The sequence below is a fragment of the Enterobacter sp. CGMCC 5087 genome (assembly GCF_003144775.1).
Classification (GTDB): Bacteria; Pseudomonadota; Gammaproteobacteria; order Enterobacterales; family Enterobacteriaceae; genus Enterobacter; species Enterobacter cloacae_M.
This window is the reverse complement of record NZ_QFXN01000017.1, coordinates 1-13,875: the sequence shown is the minus strand read 5'-3', so window position 1 is coordinate 13,875 and position 13,875 is coordinate 1. Positions and strand designations below refer to the sequence as shown.

The 13,875-nt window shown below is 56.3% G+C and carries 10 protein-coding genes and 1 pseudogene; 4 read left to right on the top strand and 7 right to left on the bottom strand.

Annotated elements, in window-relative coordinates:
• The 4 genes and pseudogenes from DEO48_RS01080 to DEO48_RS01065 all read right to left on the bottom strand — a co-directional run.
• Positions 1-1,554 (bottom strand): annotated as a pseudogene (locus tag DEO48_RS01080) (LLM class flavin-dependent oxidoreductase); the annotation flags it as partial.
• 16 nt (positions 1,555-1,570) lie between these two features.
• Entirely contained in the window at positions 1,571-2,692 is a 1,122-nt protein-coding gene (locus DEO48_RS01075) for an amidohydrolase (protein ID WP_109844076.1), read from the bottom strand.
• Positions 2,689-3,690, bottom strand: coding sequence for an LLM class flavin-dependent oxidoreductase (locus DEO48_RS01070; RefSeq protein WP_109844075.1), 1,002 nt, complete (start codon positions 3,688-3,690; stop codon positions 2,689-2,691). The genes DEO48_RS01075 and DEO48_RS01070 overlap by 4 nt, the downstream gene beginning before the upstream one ends.
• A gap of 110 nt (positions 3,691-3,800) precedes the next feature.
• Positions 3,801-4,340 (bottom strand): shikimate kinase, encoded by a 540-nt coding sequence (locus DEO48_RS01065; RefSeq protein ID WP_109844078.1) that lies wholly within the window; start codon positions 4,338-4,340, stop codon positions 3,801-3,803.
• Positions 4,341-4,682: 342 nt separating this feature from the next.
• Between DEO48_RS01065 and DEO48_RS01060 the strand changes: the two genes are divergently transcribed.
• A complete protein-coding gene (locus DEO48_RS01060) occupies positions 4,683-6,218 on the top strand; it encodes a methyl-accepting chemotaxis protein (RefSeq protein WP_109844074.1) in 1,536 nt (511 codons plus the stop codon).
• On the opposite strand, the gene DEO48_RS01055 is transcribed toward DEO48_RS01060, so the two are convergent.
• Positions 6,215-6,613, bottom strand: a complete 399-nt coding sequence (locus tag DEO48_RS01055; RefSeq protein ID WP_023311976.1) for a cupin domain-containing protein — start codon at positions 6,611-6,613, stop codon at positions 6,215-6,217. The two genes, DEO48_RS01060 and DEO48_RS01055, sit on opposite strands and share 4 nt — an antisense overlap.
• A gap of 112 nt (positions 6,614-6,725) precedes the next feature.
• Between DEO48_RS01055 and DEO48_RS01050 the strand changes: the two genes are divergently transcribed.
• Positions 6,726-7,640: a LysR family transcriptional regulator gene (locus tag DEO48_RS01050; RefSeq protein ID WP_109844073.1), complete on the top strand. Its 915-nt coding sequence runs from the start codon at positions 6,726-6,728 to the stop codon at positions 7,638-7,640.
• A 304-nt stretch (positions 7,641-7,944) separates the two neighbouring features.
• Complete coding sequence (gene ansP / locus DEO48_RS01045) at positions 7,945-9,441, top strand: L-asparagine permease (protein ID WP_023311978.1); 1,497 nt, start codon at positions 7,945-7,947, stop codon at positions 9,439-9,441.
• Positions 9,442-9,492: 51 nt separating this feature from the next.
• On the opposite strand, the gene DEO48_RS01040 is transcribed toward ansP, so the two are convergent.
• Positions 9,493-10,554 carry a YncE family protein gene (locus tag DEO48_RS01040; RefSeq protein WP_023311979.1) on the bottom strand — a complete coding sequence of 354 codons (1,062 nt, stop codon included), beginning with the start codon at positions 10,552-10,554 and terminating at the stop codon, positions 9,493-9,495.
• A 242-nt stretch (positions 10,555-10,796) separates the two neighbouring features.
• On the opposite strand from DEO48_RS01040, the gene pqqU reads away from it, so the two are divergent.
• Complete coding sequence (pqqU, locus tag DEO48_RS01035; RefSeq protein WP_109844072.1) at positions 10,797-12,911, top strand: TonB-dependent receptor PqqU; 2,115 nt, start codon at positions 10,797-10,799, stop codon at positions 12,909-12,911.
• A 126-nt stretch (positions 12,912-13,037) separates the two neighbouring features.
• Here the strand turns inward: pqqU and DEO48_RS01030 are convergent, their stop codons facing one another.
• Positions 13,038-13,706 (bottom strand): GntR family transcriptional regulator, encoded by a 669-nt coding sequence (locus DEO48_RS01030; protein WP_023311981.1) that lies wholly within the window; start codon positions 13,704-13,706, stop codon positions 13,038-13,040.
• Positions 13,707-13,875: the final 169 nt, after the last annotated feature.

Genomic DNA, 13,875 nt, shown 5'->3' with positions numbered 1-13,875 from the left:
GCGGCGGTTGATTGAGGCCCGCCACCGCCACGGTAAATTTCCCCGGCACGGCAAAGCGATAGTCTTTCGGCAGCTGTGCCACCGCATCGTTGTTTTTAGCGGTATTAACAGGCGTTTTATTGGCCTCGATGCTCACGCCGGTGCCGTTAATATTCACATTCTCTGCCCAGACGGCAGGGATAAAGGCCAGCGCGAGCGCCAGAATAAGCGTTGTTTTCTGCATAGCGGGGTTCTCTTTTATTGTTGTGTGTATTGGTTTTTAGGTTCGTCTAAACCCAGACTTTCGCGCAGCGTGGTGCCCGGGTAGTCGGTACGGAACAGGCCGCGCGCCTGTAAAACAGGCACCACCTGGTCAACAAAGCGCGGGAAGGTGTCCGGCGTGCCGCCCTGAATGATGAAGCCGTCTGCGGCATAGCCTTCAAACCAGGCCTGCAGGCCGTCGGCCACCTCTTCCGGCGTACCGGAAAAGCGCGGGCGAGGCGAAGCGGCTTCCAGCGCTACCTGACGCAGGGTTAAGCTGCGCTCGCGGGCGTTACGCTTGATTTCATCGGTGGTGCTGCGGAAGCTGTTTTTGCCTAAATCGCCGATATCCGGGAACGGCTCGTCGAGCGGATACTGGCTGAAATCGTGATGTTCGAAATAGCGTCCGAGGTAGTTGAGGGCATCGTTAATCGACACCAGCGCCGCCGTGGTTTGATACTGGTTCTCCACGTCATCGGCGTCTTTACCCACAATCACGCCGACGCCCTGGAAAATATGTAAATCCGACGCGCGGCGTCCGTTACTTTCCAGCTGCTGCTTCACGTCGCGGTAAAAGGCTTTCGCTTCGTCGAGCGTTTCGTGATGGGTAAAAATGGCGTCGGCATGTTTCGCCGCCAGCTTTTTCCCGTCGTCCGACGCGCCCGCCTGAAAGACAATCGGCCGCCCCTGTGGCGTTCGCCCAATATTCAGCGGGCCGGCGACCTGGAAGAAATCACCGCGGTGGTCCAGGGTATGCAATTTTGCCGGGTCAAAAAACTGACCGCTCTCTTTATTGCGCACAAAGGCGTCGCCTTCCCAGGAATCCCACAGCCCTTTCACCACGTCGAGATACTCATCCGCAATGCGATAGCGCAGCGCGTGCTCGGGGTGTTTTTCGCGAGAGAAGTTCTTTGCTGACCCTTCCAGCGGCGAAGTCACCACGTTCCAGCCCGCGCGCCCGTTGCTCAGGTGATCGAGGCTGGCGAACTGGCGCGCCGTAGTGAAAGGCTCGCTGTAGGAGGTGGATAAGGTTCCCACCAGTCCCAGGCGCGAGGTGATGCTGGCAAGAGCGGATAACACCGTCAGCGGTTCAAAGCGATTTAAAAAATGCGGGATCGATTTCTCGTTGATATAGAGACCGTCGGCAACGAATAAAAAATCGAGTTTGCCCTCCTCCGCCTTTAACGCCGTCGCTTTGACGAAATCAAAATTGATGCTGGCATCGGCGACGGCCTCAGGGTGACGCCAGGCGGACATATTTCCGGATGCACCATGCAAAATGGTCCCGAGCCGCAGTTGACGATGTGCAGACATATTCACCTCTTAAGAATTAAACGTGTTGCAGGGCTTTTTCCGCAAGCTGTGCAAAATAGCGGGCAGCGGGCTCAATTAATGCTTCATCCGGATTGAATGCCGGATGGTGTAAACCGTACGGGCTGTTGCTGCCGATGCTGACAAATGCCCCCGGGATCTGCTGCAGATAGACCGCGAAATCTTCCCCGCCCATATGCAGCTCGGCGTGCCGGGTTTCGTAGCCTGCTTCTCTGGCGACCGAGGTGGCGAAATCGGCCCAGCGCTCGTCGTTCACCAGCGCGGTGGGCCCGGCATACCAGGTGATGTCAATCTGCGCGCTAAAGGCGCTGGCAAACCCGGCGGCGATTTCGCCCACGCGGGCCTTCACATTCTGCTGCACTTCCGTGCGGTGGGTGCGCAGCGTGCCTTCCAGCTCGACGCTTTCCGGCAGCACGTTCCAGGTGTTACCGCCTGCAATGCGCGTCACGCTCAGCACCACCGAGTCCAGCGTGTTGACGTTGCGGCTGGCGACGCTTTGCAGCGCCGTTACCAGCTGGCTCGCCAGCACGATGGCGTCGTTGCCTTCGTGCGGACGTGCGGCGTGCGCGCCCTTACCGGTAATGCGGATCACGAAGCGATCGACGTTGGCATAAAACGGCCCGCCGCGCGTGGCGAACTCACCGACCGGCAGGCCGGGCTCGTTGTGCATGCCGAAGATTGCGCTGACGTCACGCAGGGCACCGGCGCGCACCATGCTCTTCGCACCGCCAAAGTTCTCTTCGGCAGGCTGAAACAGGATCCGCACCCGGCCGTTTAGCGAGGCTTCCCGCTCTTTCAGCTTTAACGCGGCGCCGAGGATGACGCTGGTGTGGATATCGTGTCCGCAGGCGTGCATCACCCCTGCACGCTGCGAGCTGAACGGCACGCCGCTGCGCTCTTCTATCGGCAGGGCATCGATATCTGCCCGCAGCGCAACCAGCCTGCTGCCCGTCCCGATTTCCGCCACCAGCCCGGTCGACAGGTCGTAAGGCTGCGGGGCGATCCCGGCATTCGTCAGCCACTGGCGCAGACGCGCGGTGGTTTCGACCTCCTGGCCGGACAGCTCAGGGTTCTGGTGCAGTTCGCGACGCCAGGCAATCAGCTGTTCGCCAAAGCTCATACGGTGACCTCCTTGTTAAGACGCGCCTCGGCAAGCAGGCGCAGCGACGCGACGCGCGTTGCCCCCTCCGCTACCGGCGTGTCGATGATAAATTCGTCAATACCCCACTTTTCATGCAGGGCGTTAAGCTGTTCGAGCACCGACTCAGCCGTACCCGCCAGCAGCGACTGCGCCCGACGTGCAATGCGCACCGGCTCGCTGCCCGCCTGGCGCGCAAAGGCGTAGGCCTGCTCTTCGCTGGCCACGGTGACACGCTGGCCGTTTGCCAGCTCAACGCCCCACACTTCGACCTTCTGCGCCAGGGCTTCCGCCTCTGCCTGCGTCGGCGCGACAATCGCCTGTACCGCCACAATCACGTCCCGCGTGCTGTTCTTACGCCAGGTCGAGACCACCTCGCGCAGCAGCTCAGGGGCACCGTTCAGATGCGCGGCAAACACAAAGTGCCAGCCGAGCCCGGCGGCCAGCAGCGCGCTATCGATACTCGCGCCCAGCAGGAAACCCTCTGCAGGCAGCGGCGGCAGCGGCGTGGCGCGAACGGCCTCTTCATGAGACTGATGCTCAGGACGGATCCAGCGATCGAGCTGGGCCAGCTGTTCGGCGAAGCTGCCCTTTTCCAGTTGATTCAGACCCTGCTGAAGCGCGCGGGTTGAGAGCGGCAGCCCGCCGGGGGCTTTTCCGACGCCGAGATCCACGCGGCCGGGCGCCAGCGCGGCCAGCACGTTAAAATTCTCGGCGACTTTATAAGGGCTGTAGTGCTGGAGCATCACGCCGCCGGATCCGACGCGGATGCGCGTTGTCTGCCCGAGGATCCAGGCAATCAGCAGCTCCGGCGAGGGGCTGGCAAGATGGGGAGTGTTGTGGTGTTCGGCAATCCAGAAGCGGTGATAGCCCAGATTTTCTGCCTGCTGCGCCAGCGCCAGCGTACGCGCCAGCGCATCGGCAGCCGTTTCGTTTTCAGCGATGGGGCTTTTATCCAGAATGCTGATTCGCCATGACATGTTGCGTTCTCGTTTGACTTAACATGTCGACATTATTAAAGGCGCATTTCACCACTGAGAAACAATTAATTTACATTTAGTTTGCCGGAAATCAGATATATAAAACCATGCTAAGGATAAGACTTTAGGGTGGCGATCAGCGTTTCCACCTGCTCCCGACGGGTAATACGGACGAAGCGAATATGGCTGTATTGAGGGTTTTGCAGATCGGCTTCATAGCGCGTGCGGTTATTACGCCATGTTTTGATCGTCCAGATGATAATAGATTCTCTGCTGAAGAACGCGCGCCGGAAACTCTCTTTGTTCCCGGTTCCGGGCCAGAGCTCGCGCTTATGCCAGGCGCGTTTGACTGCCCTGGTGACCGCCTGCCAAAGGGTGCGTGCAAAGCCATAATCCACCCACACCACAACGTCGACATCACGCCATTTCACCGGCCGCGTGCGGTTATAGTTGCCGTCAAGCACCCAGTCTGGCGAAGCCCGTAGCACCTGCTCCAGCTTTTCCTGAAACACATCGTCCGGCGTGCCCTGCCAGTCAGGTTGCCAGTAGAGCCTGTCCATCTCGATATAGGGAATAGCCAGTTCGGTCGCAATCCGCTTCGCCAGCGTGCTTTTTCCACTTCCGCTGGTTCCTATGACGTTAATTTTCACCTCAGCCTCCCTGTATTTACGAAAATGGAACCAAATCATAGCGTTTTCATCCTGTTAACGAAACGCTATTTCAGCATGACAATTTTTCCAGGGAGACGATCTCCCTCTTGCAGTTTGGCTTATGTCATTTATTTAAATCGATTCAAAATAACACCCACCAAAATATTTTCAATTTTATTACATTCGAAAAGATTAACACATTAAAAATAATGAATGCCGGGTGTTTCAGAGAATCTCAATTTCAGCGAGAATATGCGCAGACCGTTATTAAAATAATCACTCTTATCTTGCCGGAGCGCTTTCCGGACTTTTTTATTCTTGCACATCATCATGGAGTTACTCATGAGGCGTAACAGTCCCGTTACACAAAACGAGTATTTACTTAACGATGGTTCGACGTTAATGTCGACCACCGATACCAAAAGCCATATTACCTATGCTAATTCCGCTTTTATTGAAGCCAGCGGATATAAAGAAGAACATCTTCTGGGTGAGCCGCATAACCTCATCCGCCATCCCGACATGCCTGCCGAAGCGTTTGGCGACATGTGGTATACCCTGCAGCAAGGTGAGACCTGGACGGGGCTGGTGAAGAACCGTCGTCATAATGGCGACCACTACTGGGTGCGGGCTAACGTGACGCCGGTCTGGCAGAGTGGATCCCTGACGGGCTATATTTCCGTGCGAAATATAGCCGCACGGGAAGAGATTGCGGCCAGTGAAAAACTGTATGCAAAAGTGCGTAATAACGAATTAAAACATTACCGCTTTTATAAAGGGTTACTGGTTCGGCGCGGTTTATTTTCGTTTATGTCGCTCTTTAAATGTCTCAGCACCAGTAAACGCATCCACCTGGGTATTGCGACGACGGCGTTACTCTCCAGCCTGGCGGTGTATTTATTCCCTGATAAACTTGTGCAGTCGGGAAGTCTGGCGCTGCTGTATATTGCCCTGACCTATTATCTTCATGCGCAGATCGCCCGCCCGGTAAAATCTATTGTGCAACAGATGCAGCGCGTGGTTTCAGGACGTAAAACGGACTATTACCATTTTGACAGGATCGACGACATCGGGCTGATGATGCGCCTGGTGAATCAATCAGGCTTGAACCTGAATTCGCTGGTTGACGATGTCGGGGCGCAAATCAGCGGGATTGGCACCATCAGCCAGCAGGTCGCGAAAGAAGGCGCGGCGCTGCAAACGCGTTCAGAAGAGACCGCAGACTTTCTGCAGCAAACCGCGTCAGCGGTGGAAGAGATCGCCAGCGCGGTGGAGCAGACGGCAGAAACGGCTAAAGAAGCCACGGAGATGGCGGATCGCACCCGCGACAGCGCCCACCGCGGTGAAGCGATGATGAAAGAGACCATCGGTATGATGCAATCCGTGTCGCAGGATAACAGCCAGATCGTCGATATTATCAGCGTTATCGATCGTATCGCCTTCCAGACCAACATTCTTGCGCTGAATGCGGCCGTGGAAGCGGCGCGTGCGGGTGAAGCCGGGCGCGGTTTTGCCGTGGTGGCGGCTGAGGTGCGCAATCTTGCGCAGCACTCCGCGACGGCGGCGAAAGAGATCAAAGCGCTGATTGAGAAAAACGTCGCCAGCGTCAACGCAGGCGTAGAGAAGGTAGAACAAACAGAAACGCAGCTGACGGTCATGATCGACAACGTGCTGCGGGTCTCCTCCCTGATTAAGGAGATCGGCCACGCCACGCAGGAGCAAACCCAGGCGCTGACGCTCATCAACGCATCCATCTCCCGTATCGGCGCAATGACCCACAACAATACGGGGATGGTAGATAACGTCACTCACGCGGCGAATCACCTGACGCAGCGCACCACGCGCCTGCAGCAGGCGATTGCCGTTTTTGGCGGTTAGCCGTTCGGATACTGCTCGTCGGTGACTTTTTCCAGCCATGCAACCGGGCTGCCGTTAACGGATTCGGCGATGGCAATATGCGTCATCGCCGTTTGCGCGCTTGCGCCGTGCCAGTGCTTTACGCCGGGTGGGATCCAGGCGATATCGCCCTGATTCAATATTTCCGCCGCTTTGCCCCACTCCTGTAACCAGCCGCGACCCTGCGTCACAATCAGCGTTTGCCCAAGGGGATGCGTATGCCACGCGGTGCGCGCGCCCGGCTCAAAGGTCACGGTTGCCCCGCCGACGCTGGCAGGTTCGCTCGCCTGAAATGGTGCGTCAATGCGGACGGTGCCGGTGAACCAGGCTTCCGGCCCTTTTGCTGAAGGTAGTGATCCGCTGCGGATAATTTTCATCTTATGCTCCTCGTTTACTGTTGCGTTAACAGTAGCGCAAAGCAATCCGGAGCATTAGCGTGCATAATCAGATAGGAAATATGATTGAAATTCATAAATAGAGGCAATCGCGATGCTAAAAGATAATTTCAACGACCTCCTCTCTTTTATGGTAGTGGCCCGCGAGCGCAGCTTTACGCGCGCGGCGGCGCAGCTGGGCGTCTCGCAATCGGCGCTGAGTCATGCCATGCGCAAGCTTGAAGAGCGGCTCGACGTTCGCCTGTTAACCCGCACAACCCGCAGCGTGGTTCCGACACCCGCGGGTGAGCAGCTTTTTACGCGCTTAAGCCCGCATTTAATGGAGATTGAGCAGGAGCTCGCGACGCTTCGCAGCACCCGCGTCAAACCCGCAGGCGATATCCGCATCGTCGCCGGCGAACACGCGATGGACGCCGTGCTCTGGCCGGTCCTGAAGGCGTTTATGGTGCAGTATCCTGAGATTAACGTCGAAGTGACGGTCGACAATGGCCTGACGGATATCGTCGATGGCCGTTTCGACGCGGGAGTACGCCTGGGTGAACAGGTGGCAAAAGATATGATTGCGGTACGGATAGCGCCGGATATGCGCATGGCCGTGGTCGGTTCCAGGGATTATCTGGCTCGCTTTGGCGTGCCGCAGACGCCGGAGCAGCTCGCTGACCACCGCTGCATCAACATGCGCCTGCCCACGCGCGGCGGACTGTATCACTGGGAATTTAAACGCGACGGGCGCGAGCTTCGCGTGCGGGTTGAGGGGCAGCTTACGCTGAGCAGCCTGCCGCAGCGCATCGACGCCGCTGAGAATGGACTCGGATTAGCCTACGTGCCGGAGGCGTCGGTTCTGGAGGCGCTTAATCACGGACGGCTGGTCAGGGTCCTTGAATCGTGGTGCCCTACCTTCGAGGGATATCACCTTTATTATCCGAGCCGTCGCCAGCACACTACCGCTTTCAGGTTACTGTTAGATGCTCTGCAGCAGTCAAAATCTTTACCACCTGGTAATAATTAAGAGATTCTGATGATTAAATAATCAACCCGCCGCATGTTTTGTCTAAAAACTCACCACGATTCAGCGTGTTGTGATCGCCGTCTGCTCTGACCACACGATTTCCTTCGACGTGCATCACTTTCGGCACGGTTATATTTTGCGTCGCTTATGAATTGCAGGTAGGATGCCTCGCCATGTTTCGCCTTATCCATACGCAGAATGACTGGGAAGGCGACATGTGTTTGCGCAGAAGCAATCGTTTGTATTGCGCTCTGCCAGGCAGGACTATCACGATAATGGTTCAGACAGGCAAACAGGTAACTCAATGAAAACAAGCAATAAAAGCGCAGCCGATCATCATGCTGCTAAACGTCGCTGGTTGAACTCCCACGAAGAGGGCTACCACAAAGCGATGGGCAACCGTCAGGTTCAAATGATCGCCATCGGCGGCGCTATCGGAACGGGTCTGTTTTTAGGTGCGGGTGCGCGTCTGCAGATGGCTGGCCCTGCTCTCGCCCTGGTCTATCTGGTGTGCGGGATCTTCTCTTTCTTTATTCTTCGTGCGCTGGGCGAACTGGTACTGCATCGCCCTTCCAGCGGAAGCTTCGTCTCTTACGCCCGTGAATTCCTCGGTGAAAAAGCGGCCTACGTTGCGGGCTGGATGTACTTCGTCAACTGGGCGATGACCGGTATTGTCGATATCACCGCCGTTGCGCTGTATATGCACTACTGGGGCGCGTTTGGCGATGTGCCGCAGTGGGTCTTTGCACTTGGCGCGCTGGCGATTGTCGGCACCATGAACATGATCGGCGTGAAGTGGTTCGCGGAGATGGAGTTCTGGTTTGCGCTGGTTAAAGTGCTGGCCATCGTGGTGTTCCTGGTCGTGGGTACCGTCTTCCTCGGCAGCGGCAAGCCGCTGGACGGCAATGCCACCGGCTTCCACCTGATAACCGATAACGGCGGGTTCTTCCCGCACGGTCTGCTGCCTGCGCTGGTCCTGGTTCAGGGCGTGGTGTTCGCCTTCGCCTCCATCGAACTGGTGGGTACCGCAGCAGGTGAATGTAAAGATCCGCAGACTATGGTCCCAAAAGCCATTAACAGCGTGATCTGGCGTATCGGTCTGTTCTACGTCGGTTCCGTGGTGCTGCTGGTTCTGCTGCTCCCGTGGACTGCCTATCAGGCCGGTCAGAGTCCGTTTGTGACCTTCTTCTCTAAGCTGGGCGTGCCTTACGTTGGCAGTATCATGAACATCGTGGTTCTGACTGCAGCGCTCTCCAGCCTGAACTCAGGCCTTTACTCTACCGGCCGTATCCTGCGCTCTATGTCGATGGGCGGTTCTGCGCCGAAGTTCATGTCGAAAATGAGCAAGCAGCAGGTTCCCTATGCGGGGATTCTGGCAACGCTGGTGGTTTACGTCTTTGGCGTGTTCCTGAACTATCTGGTGCCGTCCCGCGTATTTGAGATCGTTCTGAACGTGGCTGCACTGGGGATTATCGCCTCCTGGGCTTTCATTGTGGTCTGCCAGATGCGTCTGCGCAAAGCGATCAAAGAAGGCAAAGCGGCTGATGTGAGCTTCAAGATGCCGGGCGCACCGGTGACCTCCTGGCTCACCCTGCTGTTCCTGTTCAGCGTGCTGGTGCTGATGGCGTTCGACTACCCGAACGGTACCTACACCATCGCGACCATTCCGCTGCTGGCGGTACTGCTGATTGCCGGCTGGTTCGGCGTGCGTAAGCGCGTTCACGAAATTCACAGCACCGCGCCGGTTCATCACGACGATGAAAAACACGACGCACCGCTGGTAGAAGAAACCTCGCGTTAAGCATCCGGTAAGCATTAAAAAGGGAAGGCAAATGCCTTCCCTTTTTTTATCTTACAGCGCGATACGAATAACGTCGTCAGGCTGGGTGGCTTCCTGCTGGCGAGTGGATTTTTGTTTCACCGTCACGTACAGGGTTTTGCCATCCGCAGAGAGCGCCAGGCTGTTCGGGTAAACCGGCGTGTCGAAGGTTTTTGTGACCTTATACGTTTTCGCGTCAATCACGCTCACCTTACCGGCTTCACGGTGCGTCACGTAAACCTCATTGCGCGTTGGGTTAAACAGGACGGCCAGTGATTCAGGCGCGGCGATCTTCTCCATCACGCTGCCGTCTTTCAGGCTCACCACCAGCACTTCCGGCTGTTTTGAATCGGTCAGGAACGCGCGCTGGCCGGCGGTATCGAGGCTGATGTTCAGGTAGAAGTGCTCTTTGCCGTCATCCTGCACCTTTTTGCGGCTCAGGATTTTATTGGTCGCCGTATCAATGGTTACCAGCTCGCCGTCCGCATTCGTGGTGTACAGACGTTTTGCCTGAGCATCCAGCGCCAGGCCGGTGCTGTACGTACCGGTATTGGCAATGGTCTCTTTCAGCTTCAGCGTGGCGCCATCCACCACCCAAATCACGCTCTCTTTGCCGACACCGGTGATGTAAATCGTGTTGCTCGCGTCATCCGCCACCAGCTGGCGCGGCTGCAGCGGTTTGACGGTTTCACTGCGCTGGCGATTATCGAGCACCAGTCGCCCTTTCACGTCGCCCGTTTTCGCATCGATGGCCGTCACCGCGCCGTTGAGGGTGTTGCCAAACCACAGGGTTTGCGTCGCGCCGTCGAGCGTGGCGCCAAAGGGTTTGAGATCGCTGTGAATCGCCTGCGTCACGTCCAGCGTAACCGGATCAAGGCGATAGATAACTCCGCCCTTATCGGTTTTGCGGCTTTGCGAGGTCGCCACCCACAGCGCATTCTCCTGCTGGCTGACCGCCATTTCATACGCCCCTTTGCCCACCGCTTTACGCAGCACCTCTTCGGCGGCATGCACCTGGAACGTCCCGGCAAGCAGTAAAGTGGCAGACAGCAGTGACAGGCTCAGACGCGGCGAGCACAGATGACGTAAAGACATAACAATTCCTTTTCTGAAAAGAGGGGTTTGGGCTGACATCACTTCCGGCAGACAACGTCATGGCATTGCCTTTTGATAATGAGAATAGTAATCATTAATGAAGTGAATGTGGAGTTTTTCTTTCGCGCTTCGCCTTTCATTAACGCAATGTGCGGTTATAGTTTTCAAAACATTTACAAAACCTTTAACATATATGGACATGTTCCATTTGGTTCGTTTATACACCACAACCGGTTTTATTCATGAAAATCATTTCTGCCCGTAAGGCTTCTCTCCCGCTGCTGCTGGTTCCCGTTATTTTCGCGCCGCTAACCGCAATGAGCGCGGAGGAACAGACCATGATCGTCAGCGCCACGCCGCAAACCGTATCGGAACTGGATACCCCGGCCGCGGTCAGCGTCGTCAATGGCGATGACATGCGCCACGCCGCGCCGCGCATCAACCTGTCTGAATCTCTGGGCAGCGTCCCGGGACTGCAAATTCAGAACCGCCAGAACTATGCCCAGGATCTCCAGCTTTCAATGCGTGGGTTTGGTGCCCGCTCAACGTTTGGCGTGCGCGGTATCCGCATGTATGTCGACGGTATCCCTGCCACCATGCCGGACGGACAGGGCCAGACGTCCAACATCGATCTCTCTAGCGTGGAGAGCGTTGAAGTGCTGCGCGGCCCCTTCTCTGCCCTCTACGGCAACGCCTCCGGCGGCGTGATTAACATCAACACCCAGACCGGGCAGCAGCCGCCAACCATTGAAGCCAGCAGCTATTACGGCAGCTACGGTACCTGGCGCTACGGCATGAAAGCCACCGGCGCGATGGGTGACGGCACCCACGCGGGCGATGTGGATTACACCGTTTCCACCACCCGTTTCACCACCAAAGGCTACCGCGACCACAGCGGCGCGCGGAAGAACCTCACTAACGCCAAACTGGGCGTGCGCATTGACGACGTCAGCAAGCTGACGCTGATTTTCAACAGCGTGGACATGAAGGCCAACGATCCGGGCGGGCTGAGCTATCAGGAGTGGCAAAATAACCCGCGTCAATCTCCACGCGGCGATCAGTACAACACCCGCAAGACCATCAAGCAGACCCAGGCCGGCCTGCGCTACGACCGCCAGCTCAGCGCTCAGGACGACCTCAGCGTAATGATGTACGCCGGCGAACGTGAAATGACGCAGTACCAGTCGATTCCGTATCAGCCGCAGCTGAAAGCCTCCCACTCCGGCGGCGTGATTGATATGCAGCGTCATTATCAGGGTATCGATACCCGCTGGACGCACCGCGGCGAGCTGCTGGTGCCGGTGACCTTTACTACCGGTCTGAACTACGAAAACCTGAGCGAAGATCGTCGCGGATACGAGAACTTCGTGATGAACAACGGCGTGCCGGATTACGGCGTGAAGGGTGACAAGCGTCGAAACGAACGTAACCTGATGTGGAACGTTGACCCTTACCTGCAAACCAGCTGGCAGCTGACGCAGAAGCTGTCGGTGGATGCGGGGGTGCGCTACAGCTCGGTGTGGTTTGATTCCAACGACCATTACGTTACGCCGGGCAACGGTGACGACAGCGGTGACGCGAGCTATCACAAGTGGCTCCCGGCCGGTTCCGTGAAGTATGCGGTGACGGACGCATGGAACCTCTACGCTGCCGCAGGACGTGGATTCGAAACGCCAACCATCAACGAGCTTTCCTATCGCGCCGATAACCAGGGCGGCCTGAACATCGGCCTGCAGCCGTCCACCAACAACACGTATGAAGTGGGTAGCAAAACCCGCATCGGCAATGGCCTGCTGACCGCGGCGCTGTTCCGCACCGATACGGATGATGAGATCGTGGTGGATGCCAGCTCTGGCGGGCGTACCAGCTATAAAAATGCCGGTAAAACCCGTCGTCAGGGGGTGGAAGTCTCCCTCGACCAGCAGTTTGCTGAGAACTGGAAGCTGAAGATGGCATGGACGTATCTGGATGCCACCTACCGGACTAACGTCTGCAGCGACGCAAACTGTAACGGTAACCGTATGCCGGGCATTGCCCGCAACATGGGTTACGCCTCGTTTGGCTGGCAGCCGGAGGAAGGCTGGTACGCGGGCTCTGACGTGCGCTACATGAGCGATATCATGGCCGACGACGAGAATACGGCGAAAGCGCCGTCGTATACTGTGGTCGGGCTGAACACCGGGTACAAATTCAACTACGGCAGCTGGGGCATGGATGTCTTTGGCCGCGTCGATAACCTGTTCGATAAAGAGTACACGGGCTCGGTTATTGTCAACGAGTCTAACGGTCGTTATTACGAGCCTGCACCGGGCCGTAACTACGGGGTCGGGCTGTCGGTCTCTTATCGCTTCGAGTAAGCGAAAAGAAAAGTTTATCTTATTAATGAAATAACGCTCCTGATGGCAATAAACCATCAGGAGTTATTCACCAGATAAATAATTAGGGGCGGAATACGGAATATAGTCGCTCTGCTAAATAATCTCTTAGTTAAAATATTGTCGCTGCAAAAGCAAATTCGCTTCATCAATCACCTTATCAATCGCCTTCTGGCAGGCAACAACATCTCTTCGCTCAAGGGCGGAAAGCAGTTCGTCATAGTGATATGTCGAGGCTTTGATGTCGTTAAGCTCCTGATGCAGATAGTTCATACAGGGCCCGATGCGCACCCAGAGCTGCTCAATTAAGGCATTAAGCGTTGGCATTTCTGCATACTGATAAAGCGTAAACCTGAAGACGCGATTCGCATGCAATGCCTGCTGGACGTTCCCGTTGCGCATGGCCTCATGAAAGGCATCCGACAATTTGCGCAACGCCTCCAGTTTGCTGTCAGACATATTCTGACAGGCTGCGGCGACCGCCATCGGCTCAAGCTGCTTGCGGATGGCGTTAATCTCGTTATAGCGCTCCAGCGTGACCTCCGGAACCAGAAATGCCTGCGCCGGCGTGGCGTGTAACGCCCCTGATGACACCAGGCGCAACAGCGCCTCGCGAACAGGGGTAATACTGGTTCCTAATTTATCGGCGATCTCTTTCGTAATCAGTCGTGCCCCAGGTTTGAGTGAGCCTGTAATTAACGCTCCTTTCAAACTGTGTTCAACTTGCATGGTAAGACTGACCCTTTGGGCTTTTTCTAAGTGGTCCAAATCAAGCATGTTCAATTCCTGTAGCTAAAACTTAATGCTATTTTTAAACGCCAGTTTTAATAAAACGACGCCGGTCCGATATATCCTGTATCGTCATGCCTGGTGGTGGGAAGTACGTAAAAACATCAAAAAAGCAAAATTTGTTTTTTTATTGGTTTCGGGCCCATCCGGGATGCGG

Bases quoted from the DNA above. Each gene is read 5' to 3' on its own strand.
- DEO48_RS01040 (WP_023311979.1), bottom strand. From the start codon at position 10,554: ATGTCTTTACGTCATCTGTGCTCGCCGCGTCTGAGCCTGTCACTGCTG.
- pqqU (WP_109844072.1), top strand. From the start codon at position 10,797: ATGAAAATCATTTCTGCCCGTAAGGCTTCTCTCCCGCTGCTGCTGGTT.
- ansP (WP_023311978.1), top strand. From the start codon at position 7,945: ATGAAAACAAGCAATAAAAGCGCAGCCGATCATCATGCTGCTAAACGT.
- DEO48_RS01060 (WP_109844074.1), top strand. From the start codon at position 4,683: ATGAGGCGTAACAGTCCCGTTACACAAAACGAGTATTTACTTAACGAT.
- DEO48_RS01075 (WP_109844076.1), bottom strand. From the start codon at position 2,692: ATGAGCTTTGGCGAACAGCTGATTGCCTGGCGTCGCGAACTGCACCAG.
- DEO48_RS01050 (WP_109844073.1), top strand. From the start codon at position 6,726: ATGCTAAAAGATAATTTCAACGACCTCCTCTCTTTTATGGTAGTGGCC.
- DEO48_RS01030 (WP_023311981.1), bottom strand. From the start codon at position 13,706: ATGCTTGATTTGGACCACTTAGAAAAAGCCCAAAGGGTCAGTCTTACC.
- DEO48_RS01070 (WP_109844075.1), bottom strand. From the start codon at position 3,690: ATGTCATGGCGAATCAGCATTCTGGATAAAAGCCCCATCGCTGAAAAC.
- DEO48_RS01055 (WP_023311976.1), bottom strand. From the start codon at position 6,613: ATGAAAATTATCCGCAGCGGATCACTACCTTCAGCAAAAGGGCCGGAA.